The organism is Polaribacter sp. HaHaR_3_91, from assembly GCF_019278525.1.
In the GTDB taxonomy this organism is placed as follows: Bacteria; Bacteroidota; Bacteroidia; order Flavobacteriales; family Flavobacteriaceae; genus Polaribacter.
The window spans coordinates 2,109,851-2,130,539 of the sequence record NZ_CP058986.1; the positions used below are offsets into that span (position 1 = coordinate 2,109,851).

15 protein-coding genes are annotated in these 20,689 nt (G+C 30.8%); 11 read left to right on the forward strand and 4 right to left on the reverse strand.

The window, feature by feature from the left end; translation table 11 throughout:
• Positions 1-106: 106 nt before the first annotated feature.
• The 4 genes from H0I27_RS08790 to H0I27_RS08805 all read left to right on the forward strand — a co-directional run bounded on the left by H0I27_RS08790 (position 107) and on the right by H0I27_RS08805 (position 5,166).
• Positions 107-967, forward strand: coding sequence for a hypothetical protein (locus H0I27_RS08790; protein WP_254713063.1), 861 nt, complete (start codon positions 107-109; stop codon positions 965-967).
• A gap of 85 nt (positions 968-1,052) precedes the next feature.
• Positions 1,053-2,768, forward strand: coding sequence for a cytosine permease (locus H0I27_RS08795; protein WP_218730353.1), 1,716 nt, complete (start codon positions 1,053-1,055; stop codon positions 2,766-2,768).
• A 7-nt stretch (positions 2,769-2,775) separates the two neighbouring features.
• On the forward strand, positions 2,776-4,275 hold the full coding sequence (locus H0I27_RS08800; RefSeq protein ID WP_218730354.1) for a mannitol dehydrogenase family protein: 1,500 nt from the start codon (positions 2,776-2,778) through the stop codon (positions 4,273-4,275).
• Positions 4,276-5,166, forward strand: coding sequence for a carbohydrate kinase (locus H0I27_RS08805; protein ID WP_218730355.1), 891 nt, complete (start codon positions 4,276-4,278; stop codon positions 5,164-5,166).
• 61 nt (positions 5,167-5,227) lie between these two features.
• On the opposite strand, the gene H0I27_RS08810 is transcribed toward H0I27_RS08805, so the two are convergent.
• Positions 5,228-6,127, reverse strand: coding sequence for an EamA family transporter (locus H0I27_RS08810; protein WP_218730356.1), 900 nt, complete (start codon positions 6,125-6,127; stop codon positions 5,228-5,230).
• 461 nt (positions 6,128-6,588) lie between these two features.
• Between H0I27_RS08810 and H0I27_RS08815 the strand changes: the two genes are divergently transcribed.
• Both H0I27_RS08815 and H0I27_RS08820 read left to right on the forward strand, forming a co-directional pair.
• The gene (locus H0I27_RS08815; protein ID WP_218730357.1) at positions 6,589-8,055 is read left to right on the forward strand and encodes a circularly permuted type 2 ATP-grasp protein; all 1,467 of its coding nucleotides are present in this window, start codon (positions 6,589-6,591) and stop codon (positions 8,053-8,055) included.
• Between the two features lie 6 nt (positions 8,056-8,061).
• Positions 8,062-9,075 carry an alpha-E domain-containing protein gene (locus H0I27_RS08820; RefSeq protein WP_218730358.1) on the forward strand — a complete coding sequence of 338 codons (1,014 nt, stop codon included), beginning with the start codon at positions 8,062-8,064 and terminating at the stop codon, positions 9,073-9,075.
• Between the two features lie 110 nt (positions 9,076-9,185).
• Here H0I27_RS08820 and H0I27_RS08825 read toward each other — a convergent pair whose 3' ends face one another.
• From H0I27_RS08825 to H0I27_RS08835, 3 genes are read right to left on the reverse strand one after another with little or no spacing between them, the layout of a single operon-like run.
• Positions 9,186-10,100, reverse strand: coding sequence for a transglutaminase family protein (locus H0I27_RS08825; RefSeq protein WP_218730359.1), 915 nt, complete (start codon positions 10,098-10,100; stop codon positions 9,186-9,188).
• A 1-nt stretch (position 10,101) separates the two neighbouring features.
• On the reverse strand, positions 10,102-12,672 hold the full coding sequence (locus H0I27_RS08830; protein ID WP_218730360.1) for a circularly permuted type 2 ATP-grasp protein: 2,571 nt from the start codon (positions 12,670-12,672) through the stop codon (positions 10,102-10,104).
• Positions 12,673-12,699: 27 nt separating this feature from the next.
• The gene (locus H0I27_RS08835) at positions 12,700-16,032 is read right to left on the reverse strand and encodes a DUF2126 domain-containing protein (protein ID WP_218730361.1); all 3,333 of its coding nucleotides are present in this window, start codon (positions 16,030-16,032) and stop codon (positions 12,700-12,702) included.
• 511 nt (positions 16,033-16,543) lie between these two features.
• Between H0I27_RS08835 and mce the strand changes: the two genes are divergently transcribed.
• The 5 genes from mce to H0I27_RS08860 are packed head-to-tail and all read left to right on the forward strand — an operon-like array spanning position 16,544 to position 20,661.
• On the forward strand, positions 16,544-16,948 hold the full coding sequence (gene mce, locus H0I27_RS08840) for a methylmalonyl-CoA epimerase (RefSeq protein WP_068448052.1): 405 nt from the start codon (positions 16,544-16,546) through the stop codon (positions 16,946-16,948).
• Positions 16,949-16,974: 26 nt separating this feature from the next.
• Entirely contained in the window at positions 16,975-18,534 is a 1,560-nt protein-coding gene (locus tag H0I27_RS08845) for an acyl-CoA carboxylase subunit beta (RefSeq protein WP_218730362.1), read from the forward strand.
• A complete protein-coding gene (locus H0I27_RS08850) occupies positions 18,534-18,893 on the forward strand; it encodes an OadG family protein (RefSeq protein WP_218730363.1) in 360 nt (119 codons plus the stop codon). The genes H0I27_RS08845 and H0I27_RS08850 overlap by 1 nt, the downstream gene beginning before the upstream one ends.
• 3 nt (positions 18,894-18,896) lie before the next feature.
• Positions 18,897-19,316: a biotin/lipoyl-containing protein gene (locus tag H0I27_RS08855; RefSeq protein WP_218730364.1), complete on the forward strand. Its 420-nt coding sequence runs from the start codon at positions 18,897-18,899 to the stop codon at positions 19,314-19,316.
• Between the two features lie 10 nt (positions 19,317-19,326).
• The gene (locus H0I27_RS08860) at positions 19,327-20,661 is read left to right on the forward strand and encodes a sodium ion-translocating decarboxylase subunit beta (protein WP_218730365.1); all 1,335 of its coding nucleotides are present in this window, start codon (positions 19,327-19,329) and stop codon (positions 20,659-20,661) included.
• Positions 20,662-20,689 lie beyond the last annotated feature (28 nt).

A 20,689-nucleotide genomic window follows, 5' to 3' on the forward strand; every position in this document is an offset into this window, starting at 1 on the left:
TTGTTTTTGTAAAAGTTTTTTATTTACATTTGCTTATCAAACGTCATTATGACGTTTTATTTTAAAGATATCATATTAAGATTTATAACTATTTAAAAGATAAGTAATGAGACAATTATCAAAAGAAATGAAACCACTAAGTTATTATATTAAAAAGGGAAGTGTTTCTATCGTACTTTTAAATATATTTTTATTGATATCTGTACAGCATACAATCGCTCAAATCGATTTAGTTAATGATGAATATCAGGCTTTTAGTGTTGGAGCACATGTTAAAAATATGCATTTATGGCACGGGAGTGTTGTACATCCCGGAGCAATGATTGCTACTAGTTTAGAATACAATTCAAAAAATGAGAAATTTACTTTTGGTCTTTGGGGAGGCGCAAGTTTTTCTACGATAGATGTAAATAATATTACAACAGGAAAAACTGAAAGTGCTTTTTATAAAGAAGTTTCTATTTATACCAAATATCGTTTTTCTGATCGTTTTTTTATTGAGGCAGTGTCACATAACAATTACACAGGAGTAGAAGAAAGAGGTGATAAACTACAATTTTGGAGTTATGATAAAACGCAAGGGTATAACTTTGTAGATGTTAATTTTGGATACAATATATCTCCAAATACTTTATTATATTTAGCAACTATAATTAATGGAGGTTCAGGAGATTATGAAGTTCAAATGGACGGTTCTCTAAAGAATTCATGGACGCATTATTTTGAAGTAAATAGTAAAGTTTGGGAAAAAGGAGATGCTAGCTTATCTTTATTTGCAGGTGGTGCTTGGTCTTTTACTACCGATAAAACTTTTTATACAGAAAGTGCTGCTAATATTATAAATGTAGGAGCAACATTTAGTAAAGATGTTAAAATAGGCAACTATAATTTACCAATTGGAATTACTGCAATGTGGAATCCAGAACAAGAAAAAACGGTACTTCAATTAGATCTAACTTTATTTTAAGACACATATAATTACTAAATATTTACTACAGCATGTATAACAATATCACTAAAATTAAAAAGAACTAACTTTAAATAAACATCATATGGAAACTCCCAATCAATATCAGCAGTTCGAAGACTTAGAAATAGAGCAATTACCAATTGCTAAAAATAAACTACATAATTGGACGCATTTTGCAGGTTTGTACGCTGCAGAACATGTTGCCGCCACAGAATTTGTAATTGGAGCAACGTTTGTTGCCTTAGGTGCAACTACAAAAGATATTATTTTAGGATTATTGATTGGTAATATATTAGCTGTTTTAAGTTGGACGTTAATTACATCTCCAATTGCTGTAGATACTAGATTGAGTTTGTACACGTATCTTAATAAAATAGCTGGAGATTCTATGACAAAACTCTATAATTGGGCAAATGTTGTTATTTTTACAGTCATTTCTGCGGCAATGATAACCGTATCTTCTACAGCAGTTCGGTTTGCTTTTGATATTCCGGCACAACTAGATTGGTACCCAACAAATCTTTGGTTTGTTTTAATCGTTTTACTCGTTGGTATTGTTGTGGTTGCAATTGCTATATATGGTTTTACAGCGGTTTCTAAATTCTCTGCAATTTGTGCGCCTTGGTTATTTGTGATGTTTATTAGTGGTGCATTTATACTTTTACCAGCACTTTCTTTAGATGTTTTAGGTGAAACATTGCCAAGTGGATGGACAGAACTTATAAATTTAGGAGATCAATCCATTTGGACAGGTCTTAACAGTGATGGAGAACCAGGAATTGGATTACTTGAAGTTATTGGTTTTGCTTGGGCAGCGAATTCAATTACCCACTTTGGTCTTATTGATATGGCTTTATTTCGTTTTGCTAAAAAGAAATCTTACGGATTAACAACAAGTACAGGAATGATGTTCGGACATTTTGTTGCTTGGATCTCGGCAGGAATAATGGGTGCTGGTGCAGCTGTTATTATTGGTAAATCTATCGTAGAATTAGATCCAGGAGATGTAGCTTATTACGCTTTAGGTTGGTCTGGTTTTGTAATTGTTATTGTTGCTGGTTGGACAACCGCTGTAGCAAATCTTTATAGAGCAGGTTTAGCTGCACAAGCTATTTTTACTAAAAATTCAAGAAAAAAGACAACTATAATTGTTGGTTTAGTTACTATGGTAGTCGCTTGTTTTCCGTTTGTGTTTTCACAAATGCTTCCGTTACTAACGTATGCAGGTTTATTAGTTGTACCAGTTGGTAGTATTGTTTTTGCAGAGCATCAAATTTTCCCTAAAATTGGGTATACACGTTATTGGTCTCATTATCGTAATTTAACTTTTAGTACTCCTGCTATTGCTTCTTGGGCATTAGGATTGTTATTTGGTTTTGGTTTAAACATTTTAAATGTAATGTCTTTTTACTATTTATTTATACCAACATGGATTTTTACAATACTTATTTATACTTTTTTAGCAAGACGTTATGGAGCAAAAGATAAATATCCAGAAGAAGAAGAAAAAGAGAGAGTAAGAAATACGCACATAGATGAATTTCAAGAAATAAAGGCACAAAAAGAAGTTGTACTTATAATAGATACATCATTATTTACAAAGGTATTAAAAGGGATTTCATTACTAGCATTGGCAATAACAGTTGTGTTGGCTTGTATTGTGTTATTTGGTAGTGAAACAGAAAAAGTATATATAGAAAATAGAGAACTATTTTATACGTACGCATTTGTATGTACTGTAGTATATTTTGTAACATCAATTTGGGCACTTAAAAGAGGTAATTCTTTAAATAAATAATAAAATCATGGAAAATATAATTAAATTAAATCAAAAGAATTTAGCAGAAATTAGTACTAAAATAACTTCTCCTACTTATAATAGAAGCGAAATTAAAACAGGTATTGTACATGTTGGTATTGGTGGGTTTCATAGATCACATGAAGCGTTTTATACGGACTTATTATTAAACGATGATTCTCAGAAAGATTGGGGTATCTGTGGTGTTGCATTGTTAGATTTTGATACTAAAATTTATAATATACTAAAAGAGCAAGACGGTTTATATACGTTAATTATAAAAGAATTAGACGGTTCGTTAACAAAACAAATTATCGGTTCTATGGTAGAAGTTTTATATGCGCCAGAGAGTCCAATAAAAGTCATTGAAAAAATGGCGAGTTCAGATGTAAAAATCATCAGTTTAACCATTACAGAAGGAGGTTATAACTATAATGAAGCAACAGGAGAATTCAATTTTGAGAATCCTTTAATTCAGCACGATTTAGAAACGCCAAGTGCACCTAAAACTATTTTTGGATATTTAACACAAGCGTTAAAACTGCGTAAAGAAAATGGTTTAAAAGGTGTTACTATTCAGTCTTGTGATAATATACAAGGAAACGGACATATGACAGAAAAAATGTTGTTAAGCTATGTAAAAGTAGCAGAACCAACCTTAGTTTCTTGGATTGATGAAAACGTATCGTTTCCGAATGCAATGGTAGATAGAATTACACCAGCAACATCTGCATTAGATATCGAAAAATTAAAAGAAACTTCTGGTATTGATGATGGTTGGCCAGTAGTTTGTGAACCTTTTAAACAATGGGTAATTGAAGATAATTTTGCAGCAGGAAGACCTGCTTGGGAAACTGTTGGTGCTCAGTTTGTAAAAGATGTGGTGCCGTATGAAAAAATGAAGTTAAGTTTACTAAATGCAGGTCATTCTGTATTAGGAATTTTAGGTGCATTATATGGTTATTCTACTATTGATGAAGCTGCAAATGATGCTGATATCAGTTCTTTCTTAAGAATTTATATGGGGAATGAAGTTACACCAACTTTAGGAGACTTAGAAGGAGTGAATTTAAAAAATTATAAATTTTCATTAATCCAAAGATTTGGAAATACTTATATAAAAGATCAAATTGAAAGAATCTGTTCTGAGAGTTCTGCTAAAATTCCAATTTTTATTTTACCTACAGTTTATAATCAGTTAGAAAATAATAGAATTATAAATCATGCTGCTTTTATCATTGCTGCTTTTGCAATTTATAGTGTTGGCGTAAATGAAAATGGGTCTCAACTAATGATTAAAGATGCTATGGAAGCAGTTTTAACTGAGAAAGCAATTTTATCAAGAAATAATCCAGCAGCCTTTTTAGAAATAGAATCTATTTTTGGTCAACTTAAAAACTCTAAAACCTTTTTAGATGCTTATACAGATGCTTATCAGAATATTGTTAAAAACGGAATAGAGAAGTCTGTGAAAGATATTAATAGTACTATTTTAAATGAAATTTAGATGGCAAATATTACATGTTTTGGCGAAGTGCTTTGGGATGTGTTTCCAACGCATAAAAAAATAGGAGGAGCTCCTTTAAACGTTGCAGTAAGATTACAATCTTTAGAAAATAATGTATATATAATAACTAAGGTTGGTGAAGATGATAATGGTCAAAAAATTAAGGACTTTATTAAGGAGAATAACGTTAATAAAGCAGCGTTACAAATAGATGAAGAACTAAAAACAGGAAAAGTAAAAGTTTTATTAGATGACAAAGGTTGTGCTTCGTATGATATTATGTTTCCAAGAGCTTGGGATCAAATAGAATTAACAGAAAGTGCAAAGAAAATAGTAAAAGTTTCAGATGCTTTTGTGTATGGTAGTTTGGTAGCTAGAGATGAAGTGTCAAGAAATACATTATATGAACTTTTAAAAATAGCAAAATATAAAATTTTTGATGTAAACCTTAGAGCACCTTATTATAACATCGCGCGTTTGAGTTATTTAATGAATGAGGCTAGTTTTATTAAATTTAATGATGATGAAATTATTGAAATTTCAAAGGGATTAAATTTTAATTCAACTTCTTTAGAAGAGAACATTCAATTTATTGCAAAAACTACAAATACAAAATCTATTTGTGTTACAAAAGGAGGTTCAGGAGCAATACTTTATTATAATGATGTATTCTATTATAATGAAGGTTATAAAGTAAAAGTTGTAGACACTGTTGGAGCAGGAGATTCTTTTTTAGCTTCTTTAATTAATAAACTATTAAAAGATGTTGCGCCACAAGAAGCATTAGATTTTGCTTGTGCTGTAGGTGCAATAGTGGCAAGTAGTGAAGGTGCAAATCCAGAAATTAAAGAAAGTGAGATTCTAGGTTTTATGGAACAAAAAACTGTGTAAAATATAATTACACATTAATATATATTGAAAAGTTTCGTAATTTATTACGAAACTTTTTTGTTTAAGAATACAAGATTAAAAATACCCCAAGTAAAATTCCGAATAAAGGAACCAATTTTTTACGCTTATTTTTTTCCTTAAATAACAATCCACCAACTACAACGGCAATTATAATCTGACTTCTTTTTATAGCCGATAATAACATAATTAAAGCATCAGGGTCTTGTAGTGCTTTAAAATAAAAGTAATCTGCTGTTTGTAATAAAACTCCAACAGCTGGTATAGACCATCTAAACTTAAAAGCTTTTCTTTTATCAGCATAAGGAAACCATGTAATTGATAAAATAATTAACAATATTAGAATGGTATAAAAGCAAAACCAAAATTGTAATGTTTGAGGGTTTAAAGTTAAAGTCTGAATTAAAAATTTATCATACAAGCCACTAGAAGCACCTAAAAAGGTAGCTGCGATAATGGCAAAAATCCATTTATTTCTTTTAAAATTGATACCCTCCTTTTTACCAATTTTAGAATATAATAGAACTGAAAGAATAATCAGAAAAAAACCAACCCATTGTAATGAATTTGGTTTTTCATTATAAATAAAGATAGCACCTATAAATGTAAAAAAGGGACCTGCAGAGCGAATTGGAGTTACTATGGTAATTGGTAAATGCTTTAATGCTTGATATGCCAAAACCCAGGAAGCTGCCATTATCATCGATTTTATAAAAATAAATCCGTGCGTACTCCAAGGAATGCTTGTAATGTAGAAACCTATTTTTTGCATATAATCGGGATTCCAAATAGATCCTAAATAGAAGGGTAGTATCAATAGAAAACCAGCAGAAATTGTTCCAAACAAAACAGGAAATACTTCATTGCCTTGTACAGCATGTTTTTTACATAAATTATGTAATCCTAAAAATAAAGCCGCTAAAAGTCCTAAATACATCCACATAATGCGCGCGAAGATAATAGAATGAAAAAAATAGAAGAGTTTTAATAGTTACTATTTTTTTTAAAAGTCAGGTTTTTAGTTTATTTTATTGATAGGTAGTGTTTTAGGTGTTTTTAAAATAAGAGTGTTTTAAGTTTATTCTCTTAATTACCTCTTTTATCATCATTTTAAGAAAAATATAACTATCTTTTGTAAGTATTTCAACGATGCTTTTAATAAAAGTAAATGCCCTTTTTACTATTGCCTGTACTTGTTATTTATCAATGATTATAAGATTTTAGTAGAAATTGGATAGAAAACTTATTTTTGAAATTATTTATTTAAAAATATGATAATGAATTTTTACGATTTATGTAATAAATCAAATAAAATAAAATTATTGTTACAATAATCACAGTATAATTTAAAAATGCTTACTTTTTTCACAAAAGTAATTTATATTTACTAAAAAATTATAAGATTTGAAAGAAACTAAAACACTACCGCTATTTTCAACTTACGAACTAGATTCTAGATTTTATGATGAACTACTTAAGGATAATAATGAAGTTAGGGAGGTGTATAAAACCTTATATAATTTATTTGGTTCTTACTCAGTATCAGAATTTGATCGTTTAAATAAACAAGCAAAAGATTCTTTTTTTAATCTAGGAATTACGTTTCAAGTTTATGGAGATAAGGAGGTAAAAGAAAAAATTTTCCCTTTTGATTTATTTCCAAGAATTATTAATAATAAAGAATGGACTACAATAGAGAAAGGTGTTTTACAAAGAAGTAAAGCTTTAAACCTTTTTCTTTGGGATGTGTATCATGATCAAAAAATTATAAAACAAGGTATTGTACCTGAAGATTTAATTAAGTCTTCTGTTAATTTTTTACCAGAAATGATAGGATTAGATCCTCCTGGAGGCATTTATAACCATATTTCGGGTACAGATTTAATAAAACATGCTGATGGCAAGTATTATGTTCTAGAAGATAATATTAGATGTCCTTCTGGTGTTAGTTATGTTATTGGCAACAGAAATGCTGTAAAGCATGCATTGTTTGGTGTTTTTAATCAATATAATGCACACACGGTTGTAGATTATGGTTCTAAGTTATTAGATACTATGGAATCTGTAAAACCAAATGGGGTAGATGCTCCTGTTTGTGTTATAATTACACCTGGGGTTTATAATTCTGCTTATTACGAACATTCATTTCTTGCAAAACAAATGGGAGTTGTTTTAGTGGAAGGAAGAGATTTATTTGTAGAAAATGGTTTTGTGTATATGAGAACCATTTATGGACCAGAAAAAGTAGATGTTATATACAGAAGAGTAGATGATTTATTTATAGATCCTTTAGTCTTTAAAAAAGATTCTATGTTAGGGGTTCCTGGTTTATTTTCTGTGTATCAAAAAGGAAATGTTACTTTGGTAAATGCTCCTGGTACAGGTGTGGCAGATGACAAAGCTGTGTATACTTATATGCCAGAAATTATTAAATATTATTTAGATGAAGAACCGATTCTAAATAACGTACATACCTATCATTGTAGTAGAAAAGATGAGTTAAAATATGTTATAGAAAACATAGATAAATTGGTTGTAAAGCCAGTGGATGAATCTGGAGGATATGGTATTTCTATTGGAAGTAAACTAACAAAAGAAGAAATAGAAACTGTTAAGAAAACAATTTTGGCAGCACCTAGAAAATATATTGCTCAACCTATAATGTCATTATCTACTCACCCAACGTATATAGATGAAAATGAGTCTTTCGAATCTAGACATGTAGATTTAAGAACGTTTACTCTATTAGGTAAAGATACCGATTTTGTATTAAAAGGAGGTTTGTCTAGAGTTGCACTTAAAAAAGGAAATTTAATAGTAAATTCATCTCAAGGTGGAGGGTCAAAAGACACTTGGGTTTTAAAAAAATAAAAAAATATGTTAGCAAGAGTAGCCAATAACCTTTTTTGGATGGGAAGATATATTGAACGTTCAGAGCACTTAGCAAGGTTTTTAAACGTAAATTATTTTTCATCTTTAGACGCACCAGATGAATTATCACAATCTAGACAATTTGTATTAAGATCTGTAATGTACATGTCTGCTAATGAAATTATAGACGCAGATATTACATTAGAAGAAGAAGCTGTTTTATTTAATGTTGGTCTAAATTTAGAGCAACCCTATTCAATTGTAAATACTTTTATTAATGCGCATGAAAATGCAAGAAGCTCTAGAGATTTAATTTCAACAGAATTATTTGAATGTATCAATAGAATTAACCATAGTTATAAAGGATATCCGATAGATAAATTTGTAAAAAGTGGCTTATACGAATTTACTTCAATGGTAACCCAATCTGCTTCTGAGGTAAGAAGTAAAATTAAAAGTACGCTTTTGCATGATGAAGTGTATGCTATAATTATGTTAGGTGTATATTTAGAAAGAGCAATACAAGTATCAAGAATTATTAATTCTAAATTAAGTGATGTTGCGGCAGCTAAAGAAATTTATGGAGATGTTATTGATGGTAGTTACCAGTGGTCTACGCTTTTAAAATGTGTATCTACACATGATATGATGCGTAGTTTTTATAAAAAAACGCCTTCTAGAAAAACTACATTAGAGTTTATTATTTTAAACGGAAAATGTCCAAGATCTATTAAAAATTGTTTGTATCAAATATACAAATACATCTGTATTATTTCTAAAAACAGACAAATCACAGATGATTCGGCAGCTTTTTTGATAGGTAAAATGAAAGCTGATTTTGAGTATAAACTGATAACAGATATTGAAGATAATATAGAAGAGTTTATTGCCGATTTAATTGAGCATTTAGTTTTAATTGCTGATAAGTTGGAAGATAATTATTTCAATATTTCTGATTGTACAATAAAACCAGATGTTAAAGTTACTACTGAAGTTAAAAAGCAAACTCAAAAGCAATAAAATTTAACGTAAAAATAATTGTCTTATTAAACGATTATTTTAAAAAATAATAAACCTCAAAGTTTTTAAAACTTTGAGGTTTATTGTTTCACCTTATTTTCTTTAAAAGTTTAAGACTGACTTTGGCTTTGATAATTTTTGGCAGGTCTTAAATCTACGGCCACATCCATTTTACTTTTACCTGTACTGTAAATAACTCCTTTTAATGGTGGTACATCATAATAATCTCTACCATGAGCAACAACAATATGTTGATTTTTTGGGATTTGGTTGTTGGTTGGGTCAAAATCTATCCAACCTAGGGTTGGGATAAATACAGAAAACCATGCATGAGAAGCATCTGTACCAATCAGCTTTTCTTTTCCTTCTGGTGGTAGTGTTTCTATATAGCCGCTTACATATCTTGCAGGCAATCCCATAGACCTTACACAAGCAATGGCTATTTGAGCAAAATCTTGACAAACACCTTTTTTCTCTTTCATTACTACTTTTAATGGTGTTGCAATGTTTGTAAATCCAGAAACGAAGTCGAAATCTGTAAAAATACGTTGCATTAATTCGTAAGAAGCTTCATATAAAGATCTTTCTGGTTTAAAGGAAACCAATGCGTATTCTTTAATAACAGTACTCATATCAGAAATTAAAGGAGAACCTAAAACAAATTGTCTAGCTTCAATAATGTCTGGCTGGGTTTCTTTTAATAATTTAATTGCTTCTTCTATGGTAACTTTTTTTCCTTCAGTTAAATTTTGTCCTTCTATTTGTAAATCATAATCTCTAGAAACTTTACTACGTGCTATAACAACCAGTTCTTCGTGACTTTGTTGAATTGAAAAACGAGTAACTGTATTGCCAAAAAAATCGAGTCTTTCTGAAATATCAGTAGGTTCTGGGCTAATTTCTAAAGCGTATTCTAATACATTCTGCCCTTTAAAACTTTTAGGTTTTAAGGTGGTTATATTATGACAAAAGGAAGCACCGTTTTCATAACTATATTTTGTTTTGTGCCAAAGGTCAAAAATCATATTAATTAGAAATTTTTCTATCTACCAACTGTTTTTGTTGCTGAGAGTGGTTAAAGTAAGTATCTGAAACAGATAAAGATGTTAAGTGTAATAAATCACTCAAATCAGACAGTAAATTGTCTAACTTTTTACGCATATTAGATGTTTCATCAATTTCTAGAATTTCTTCTAGTGATAAACTTTCAATTTTATGAATTACCGTATTGATGTTTTTTTGACAAATAGTCATTTCTACAGATGTATTTGTATTCGGTAACTTATCAATATCTTTCTTAATCCTTTTTACTTGGTACATTAAAGATCTAGAGTATTCTTTATCTAAAACTAATAACTTTAAGACGTTTTCTATACTTAGATAAGACTTGTAACTGTATCTATAGATGTTTAAACTTTCGTGACTATTTAAAAGTGATTCTAAAACTTCATACTCTAATTCCTCATTATAATTTACAATAATTAAAGACCTAAATTTCTCTATAGTCATAGATGCTTGTTCTATTTGCAAACCAATAAAGTAGAGTAGAAGTCCTTGTCTTACTAATATACTTTCTTCTGACAAAGCCATAAAAGCAATCAATCTTGTAATTATTTTATCAAAGAACTTAGATAAAGTAGAAATAGTGTAAACCTTTTCTTCTTTAAGTTTTGTAAGTTGTTTCTGAATTCCATCAAAAACACGCCACATATCTTTAGACCATAGATTTCTGAGAGAATAATAAGAATTGTTAAAACTCTGCATAGATTGAGCAAAACCTCCAATTCTTTGATTATCTAGAGTAAGCGACTTTAATTCTTTAAGAGGATTCTTTAATGCTTCTTCTTCATTTTCTCCTGTAAAACCAGGAAACGTAGAAGTAATGTTTGTAATAGACTGAAATAATATTTTTAAACTTTCAGATTCAGATTTTCTTTCATCATTATATTGTACATGGGTCATTTGGTTTAAAACCATGCGTAAATACCTTGCTGTAAATAAAGTTCTCCCCAAGTATCTACCAGACCAATATAGGTTTTCGGCGGTATTACTTGGTACGTCATTAATACTTTCTGCCTGATTAGAAACGCTCTTATTCCAAGAATAGTTTTGTAAGTAATTTTGTTTTTTATCACTAACAATCCAAAAATCTTTACTAGTTCCTCCTCGCTGATTAGACACAAAAAGTTCTTCACGTTCTGTGGCAACTCTGACTAAGCCACCAGGCATAACGCTATAACTATCTTGTTTTGCAATAGAAAAAGTTCTGCACACAATTTTACGAGGTTCTAATTTATCATCAATAAAATTAGGAGCTGTAGAAAAAGATATTTTTTCTTGTGCTACAAATCTATTTGGGTTTTCTAAAATTTCAGCTTTTAGTTCCTTTAATTCTTCTTTACTTAAAAACTCACAGAAATAGATATGTTCTCTATGCGATCTGTCTATTCTTTTTACTACATAAGATGGTAAGTCTTCTAGAACATGTTTTCTCTCTTTTTCTTGTCCGCACCACCAAGAAGCAATTTGAGGTAGAATTAACTTTTCTTTTAAGAAAAATTTGCAAATATTCTCCATAAACGGAATTAAAGCAGGGTTTTCTAAAACACCACTTCCAATAGGGTTTACGATGGCAACATTTTGTAAGCGAACAACTTCTAATAAACCTGCAACTCCTAAATAAGAATCTTCTCTTAATTCTAAAGGATCCATAAAGCTGTCATCTACACGTCGTAAAATAACATCTACTTGTTTTAAACCTTTTAAAGATTTTAGCCAAACTTTGCCATGTCTTACTACTAAATCATTTCCTTTTACCAAAGGATGACCTAAAAATGAAGACAAATAAGAATGTTCGAAATATGTTTCATTATGTGGACCAGGTGTTAAAATAACCACCATTGGGTTCTCTTTATTAGCCGGAGCTACACTTAATAACAATTTATTAAAATCATTAAAAAAGGTAGATGGCTGCCTAACGTTTATATGCTTATATATTTCAGGAATAATTTTAGTTGTAGAAAATCTATTTTCTAAAGCATATCCCATACCAGAAGGTGCTTGTGTTCTGTCATTTACAACCCACATACGTCCGTCCGGACCTCTAGCTAAATCTACTGCATGTACCAGTAATTGTTTTGCTGTTTTATATTCAATTTGATCACAAGAACGTAAAAAACCACGATGTGCGTAAATTACTTCTGGCGGAATAATTCCGTTTTTAAGCAATTCACGTTTTCCGTATAAATCTTTTAAAATAAGGTTTAATACTTCAGATCTTTGTTGAATTCCCTTTTCAATTTCGCTCCATTCTTTTTGATGAATTATAAACGGAACTACGTTTAAATTCCAAGGTCTATTTAATCCTTTAGGATCGTTATATACATTATAGGTAACACCATTTTCTGCCAATAACCAATCTATATCAACTTGTTTAGAAGCTAATTTTTTAGGTCCAATTTTTTGTAAATTGTCTAATAAAACTTTCCAATCTGATGTGTCTTCCATTTTAGAGATTAATAGTTCATCATATTTACTTTTATTTAAAAAATAATCGTGTAAGATTGTTTTTTCAATTTGATTTTCTTCTATCGTCATATTTCATGCTACCTATAATAAATTTCCCTACTTTTTTCTTAAATCTAAGGTATAAGGAAATTCAAAATTAACAGGTAATTCTTTAAACTTAAATCGCTTAGAACTACTGTTGGTTTCTACACTTCTACTAGTGCTTTCTGTATTTGGGTTGATACTTTCCACAGGGTCAATTTCACCTTGTGTATGTCCAAATTCCCAGAAACGATTAATTCGTCTCGATTCTGCTTCATAGCTATTTACTGGATATTCATCATAAGATCTTCCTCCTGGATGTGCAACAAAATAAGTACAACCTCCAATAGAACGTTTGTTCCAAGTATCTACAATATCAAAAACAAGTGGAGTATCTACTGGAATTGTTGGGTGTAAAGCAGAAAACGGATCCCATGCTTTATAACGAACACCAGCTACATATTCTCCATGAACACTTGTCTTGTTTAATTGTACTTTAACGCCGTTACAACTTAATACAAAACGGTCTTCATTAAAATTAGAAACTTTTACTTGTAATCTTTCTAATGAAGAATCTACATATCTTGCAGTTCCGCCACCAGTCATTTCTTCTCCTAAAACATTCCAAGGTTCAATACCTGCTCTTAATTCTAAATGAATATTATTAATGTCTACCATCCCATGTAATGGGAATCTAAATTCGAAAAATGGATCGAACCAATCTTCTTTAAATTCGTAACCTGCTTTATTTAATTGGTCTACAATATCTTTAATATCTTCTCTTACGTAATGTTCTATTAAGAATTTATCGTGTAATTCTGTTCCCCAACGCACTAAATTATGTTCGTAAGGTTTTTTCCAGAACCAAGCAACTAAAGTTCTAACAAGTAACATTTGTACTAAACTCATTTTAGGGTGTGGAGGCATATCAAATCCACGTAATTCTAAAATACCTAATCTTCCTGTAGAAGAATCTGGAGAGTATAATTTATCGATACAAAATTCTGCTCTGTGTGTATTTCCCGTTAAATCGGTTAATAAATGTCTAAACAATCTATCTGTTAACCAAAAAGGCACTTCGCCATCTTTTGGAATTTGATTAAAGGCAATTTCTAACTCGTATAAGTTGTCTAAACGAGCTTCATCTACTCTTGGAGCCTGACTCGTTGGACCAACAAATGAGCCAGAAAATAAATACGTTAAACCTGGGTGATGTTGCCAGAAAGTTAATAAACTTCTTAGTAAGCTTGGTTTACGTAATAAAGGACTATCTGCAGGAGTTGTACCACCTAAAGTTACATGATTTCCACCACCAGTTCCGGTATGTTTACCATCTAACATAAACTTCTCTGTACCTAATCTTGCTTTTTTAGCTTCATCATAGAAAGTAAATGTGTTTTTACACAAGTCTTTCCAATTAGTAACAGGATGTACATTTACTTCAATAACCGCAGGATCTGGTGTTATTTTTAGAGATTCTAATCTGTTATCATGTGGTGGTTCATAACCTTCCATTATAACAGGTACGTTTAACTCTCTTGCCGTAAGTTCTATAGAAGCTATTAAATCTAAAAACATTTCTGCCGTTTCTAAAGGTGGTAGAAATAAATATAATTTTTGGTCTCTAATTTCGGCACAAAGTGCGGTACGTACAAAATAGTTAGGTTGGTTTAATTCTAATCCGAAGTCTAAAAATTCTTGATGTCTTTTTTTAACAATATTTTTAAAACTTGGTAAACGTTTCTTTTTAGAAAATAAGTCTGGTTCATGAATTGGGAAAATCTCGTGTTCTGGTTTTTCCATTAATGAATCTAAAGGTAGTCTTAATCCCATAGGAGAGTTTCCTGGAGTTAAAAAGATGTGTTGTCTTCTAAAAGTCCAAGCACTACTAAACCATTTGTCTTCCGTTTTATTTAAAGGAAGTAAATAGCCAACAGGTGTAGATGCGCCTTTTTCATAAATTTCATGTAATTTTTTACGTGCTAAAGAGCCGTCTTTGTCTTTTGCAGGATCTATGTCTATCGGTAAATTACCTTGTTCCCATAAATGATAAAAAGGATCTTCGAAACTTGGTAAAATATGTTCTGCAGAAACACGTAAATATTTAGTAAGCGTTTCTAAAAATAATTTATCAGAATTTTCTGGAACAATAGGATTATCAGCATAGCTGGATAAATATTTTTTGTTGAACCAAATCGGTCTACCATCTTTACGCCAACAAATTTCTATTTGCCATCTTGGTAAAGGTTCTCCAGGATACCATTTTCCTTGTGCATGATGCAAAACAGCTCCATTACCAAATTTATCATACAAACCTTTGGTTAAATCTCCTGCTAATTTTCTTTTATTAGGACCATCTGCAGTTGTATTCCATTCTGGAGACTCTAAATCATCAATAGATATAAAGGTTGGTTCGCCTCCCATTGTTAAACGAACATCGCCTTTTTCTAATTGCTTTTCTACTTTATTCCCAAGCTTGTATACTTCTTTCCATTGTTCTTCTGTATACGGTTTTGTAACTCTTGGAGATTCTAAAATTCTTGTTACTTTGTTTTCAAAAAAGAATTCTGTTTCACATTTATCAGACATTCCAGAAACAGGGGCAGCACTTTCAAAAGAAGGAGTACACGCTAACGGAATATGACCTTCACTTGCTAGAAGACCAGAAGTGGCATCAAAACCAATCCAACCAGCACCCGGTAAATATACTTCTGCCCAAGCATGTAAATCTGTAAAATCTTCTTCAGGACCAGAAGGACCGTCTAATGATTTTTCGTCTGATTTTAATTGTACTAAATACCCAGAAACAAAACGTGCTCCAAAACCTAAGTGACGTAAAGTTTGTACAAATAACCATGCATAATCTCTACAAGAACCATTTTTTTGATTCAAAGTTTCTTCACAAGTTTGAACACCTGGGTCCATTCTTATGTTATAATTTAAAAACTCATAAATTTTTTGATTGATATCAATTAAAAAATAAATAGTTTTTCTTGGCGTATAATCTATCGTTTTTATAAACTCTTCTAATAACTTTCCTTTATCAGTAATTTCTAAATAAGGTTGTAATTCTTTCTTTACAGTTTCTGTATACACAAAAGGATATTCTTCTGCATACTCTTCAATAAAGAAATCAAAAGGGTTTATAGTTTTTAAATCGGCAATAATTTCAACATCAATAGACATTTCATCTGTTTTCTCAGGAAAAACCAAACGAGCCACATAATTTCCAAAAGGATCTTGTTGCCAATTAAAGAATTGTTCTTCTGGCGTAATTTTAATAGAATAAGATTCTATAGGTGTTCTCGAGTGTGGTGCTGGTCTTAGCCTAAAAATATGAGGAGATAAAGATACTTTTCTATCATATTTATAAGTTGTCTTGTGAGATATTACGATTTTTAATGCCATGTATACATATATGTTTTGAGTGCAAATTACTTAGTTAATTTTACTTAACCTTTCAAAATAAAGCGAAAAAAAACGCCGGCAAATTTAAGTATTTATTATTCTAAATAACTTAAAATCCATAATAAAAAAGAGATTCAAAAAGCATTACAGCTTCATAATAAATCTATTTTTAATATCGTTTTAGAATACTTTTATTTTTTATAAATTTAGTAATAAAAGTACAGAATATCTTCATTAATACATATATATTAATACTATTTATTGGTGTTGTAATAATTTTTCTATGATAAAAGTGTTAAAATGATAATTAGTCGATTTAAAAGTAATATCTACAGACTGCTTTAAAATTTGTAAACTTTATAATTTTTAAATAAAGAAATGAATTAAAAGATTCTTTTTTTGATTCCTCAAAATAATTTAATATAAGTTGTAATAATCTGTGAATATGATAACTATCATATAATAAAAACAAGATGTATGCTAAATTTGATGAAATTTAAACATAAAAATTATGAATATTTCACATATAGAGCATTTAGGTATTGCCGTTGAAAATTTAGAAGTTTCAATAAAATATTACGAAGAAGTTTTAGGTTTAAAATGTTATTCTATAGAAGAGGTTGTCGATCAGAAAGTGAAGACAGCCTTTTTTTTGGTGGGTAACACAAAAATAGAATTATTAGAGAGTACTTCTCCGGATGGTCCAATAGGTAAATTTATAGAGAAAAAGGGACAAGGTATTCATCATATTGCCTTTGCTGTCCCCAATGCAACAGAAGCTTTAAAAACTGCTGAAGAACGAGGGGTTAGACTTGTAGATAAGGTTTCTAGAAAAGGTGCTGAAGGGTTAAATATTGGCTTCTTACATCCAAAATCAACATTAGGAGTGCTTACAGAACTTTGTTCTAAAGAATAATTTTAAAAGAAAATACTTATATAAAAATGGCAAATCAAGATAAAATTAACGAACTCATTGAAAAGAGAGCGGAAGCGAAAATGGGTGGTGGAGAAAAACGTATCGATTCTCAGCATGCTAAAGGTAAATTAACTGCACGCGAGCGTATAGATATTCTTTTAGACGATGATAGTTTTGAAGAGTTTGATATGTTTGTAACACACAGAACAAAATCTTTTGGATTGGATAAACAAATTTATCTTTCTGATGGTGTTGTTACAGGTCATGGTACTATAGACGGAAGAATTGTGTATGTGTTTGCACAAGATTTTACCGTTTTCGGAGGTTCTTTATCTGAAACTTATGCATTAAAAATATGTAAAGTGATGGATATGGCAATGAAAATTGGAGTTCCCGTAATTGGATTAAATGATTCTGGTGGAGCACGTATTCAAGAAGGGGTAAGGTCTTTAGCTGGATATGCAGAAATTTTTCAAAGAAATATTATGGCTTCTGGTGTAATTCCTCAAATTTCCTCAATTTTAGGTCCTTGTGCTGGTGGTGCTGTGTATTCTCCGGCATTAACAGATTTTACAATTATGACGGATCAAACAAGTTATATGTTTGTTACAGGTCCTAAAGTGGTAAAAACCGTAACAGGTGAAGTTGTAACTGCAGAAGAATTAGGTGGCGCTAAAATTCACTCTACTAGATCTGGCGTTTCTCATTTCTTAGCAGAAAATGATGAAGAAAACTTATTATTAGTTCGTAAATTATTAAGTTACTTGCCATCAAATAATTTAGAAGAAGCACCAATACTTCCTTGTAATGACCCAATTGACAGGTTAGAAGATGCTTTAAATGATATTATTCCAGAAAATCCAAATCAACCTTATGACATTGTAGATGTAATATCAATACTTGCAGATAATGGCGAGTTTACGGAAGTTCATAGAAATTATGCAAGAAATATTTGTGTTGGTTTTGCTAGATTTAATGGACGTCCAGTTGGTATTGTTGCCAATCAACCAAAATATTATGCAGGTGTTTTAGATATTGATGCTTCTAGAAAAGCTGCTCGATTTGTTCGTTTTTGTGATGCTTTTAATATAGCTATTGTAACCTTAGTTGATGTACCAGGTTTCTTGCCAGGAACAGGTCAAGAATATGGCGGAATTATTTTACATGGAGCAAAATTACTATTTGCCTATGGTGAAGCAACTGTGCCAAAAGTAACGATTACTTTACGTAAATCTTATGGAGGTGCACATGATGTTATGAGTTGTAAGCAACTACGTGGAGATGTAAATTATGCATGGCCAACGGCAGAAATTGCAGTAATGGGAGCAAAAGGAGCTGTTGAAGTTTTAGAAGGATCTAATATTAGAAAAATAGAAGATGCAGATGAAAAGCAAGAGTACATTCAGAAAAAAGAGGATGAGTACACTGCAAGGTTCGCAAATCCATACATGGCAGCAAAATACGGTTTTATAGACGATGTAATTGAGCCAAGAAATACTCGTTTTAGAATTATTAGAGCTTTAGAATTACTTCAGAATAAAAAAGATGTAAATCCCCCAAAGAAACACTCAAACATTCCATTATAATGACAAATATACTATTATACACAGATCCAATAAGCGAAGGTTATGTTATTCTAATTACCGGGTTATTCATTGTTTTTAGCGCATTAGTTATACTCGCACTTTTCTTTAATTACGGATTACCAGTATTGCTTTATACCTATAAAATAATTACAAAAGGGAAGGATAAGAAAATTAGTGAAATTAAAGTAAAAGGAGATAGCAATTTTACTGGTGAAATTTCTGCGGTTATTGGAGCTGCCGTACACATGTACAAAAATGAACAACATGATCATGAAAGTGCAATTTTAACAATTAAACAAGTTAAAAAAACATATTCACCTTGGAGTTCTAAAATTTACGGAATTCAAAATAGATTATAACAAATGAAAAGCTATAAATTTAAAGTAAACGAAAACGGCTACACCGTTAATATAAAATCTCATGAAGATAATATTATTCAATTAGAAGTTAATGGTACATCCTATGAGGTAAAAATGCAAGAGGAGGTTAAAAAAACAAAGACTCCTACATTAATTAGATCTGCGTCTAAACAACCAGCTGCACCTTTACAAGTAAATCCAAAATCTGCAAAAACAAGAATTGTTGCTCCTATTCCTGGAGTCGTTTTGTCTATTGATGTAAAAGTTGGAGATACACTAAAGGTAGGGGATAGAATGCTTGTTTTAGAAGCAATGAAAATGGAAAATAGTATTGTCTGTGAAAAAGCAGGTGTTATTTCCGATATAAAAATAAGTGTAGGACAACAAGTTTTGCATGATGAATTAATGATAGAACTAGAATAAAACACTAAATATGAAAAAAGTAATTTTAATATTCTGTGTTTTATCTTTATTGATCTTTATAAGACCAGTTTTAGGATTAAGCGCAGATGCTAGCCCAGATTCCATAACCGATACTACGGTTGTTACAACACAAGTAGATAAAGCTCCTCAAAAAGATGTGGGTGTTTTTGAAGGAGGTTTTGAAGGAATTAAAAAGTTTTACAGTTATACCGGTTTTGCAAATACAACTTCTGGAAACTTAATAATGATTATCATCGGAATTGGATTCATTTACCTAGGTATTAAGTTTGATTACGAACCCTTACTATTGATACCAATTGGTACCGGTGTTATATTAGGAAATATACCTTTTGTAGCCGGAAATCAAACAGGTATTTATGAGACAGGATCTGTATTAAACTATCTCTATTTTGGAGTGGTAAAAGGTATTTATCCGCCGCTAATTTTTTTAGGAATTGGAGCAATGACAGATTTTTCATCTTTAATTGCAAATCCCAAATTAATGCTTTTAGGAGCAGCAGCTCAAATTGGTGTGTTTGCAACTTTTATGGGAGCGCTTTATCTAGGATTCAGCCTTCCAGAAGCAGGTGCAATCGGTATTATTGGTGGAGCCGATGGACCAACTGCAATTTTCTTATCATCAAAATTAGCAAACGGAGTTAATATTTTGGCAGATGGTACAACGGTTAAAAACTTAATTGGACCTATTGCTATTGCTGCTTATTCTTACATGGCATTGGTTCCTGTAATTCAGCCTCCATTAATGAGATTGTTAATCTCTAAAGAGGATAGAAAAATAAAAATGAAACCACCAAGAGCCGTTACTCAAAAGGAAAAAATGATTTTCCCTGTAGTTGCTTTATTATTAACTCTTTTTATCTCTCCTAGTGCATTACCATTATTAGGGATGTTATTCTTCGGAAATTTATTAAAAGAGTCAGGAAGAACAGAAAGATTAGCAGATACGGCAAGAACCAAATTAATTGATATTGTAACTATTTTATTAGGTGTTACAGTAGGAGCTTCTACGCAAGCAGATATTTTTATCACTAAAGATTCATTATTGATATTTGGTTTAGGAGCAATCTCATTTGTGATTGCAACTTGTGGAGGTTTATTATTCGCTAGATTTATGAATAGATTCTTAAAAGGAGATAATAAAATTAATCCGCTTATTGGTGCTGCAGGAGTTTCTGCTGTTCCAGATAGTGCACGTGTTGTGCATCACGAAGGTTTAAAATCAGATCCAAGTAACTATTTATTAATGCATGCAATGGCGCCAAATGTTGCAGGTGTAATAGGTTCTGCAATTGCTGCAGGTATTATTTTAAGTTTCTTAGGATAAAGGATAATTATAAGTTCATTTTAGTGTG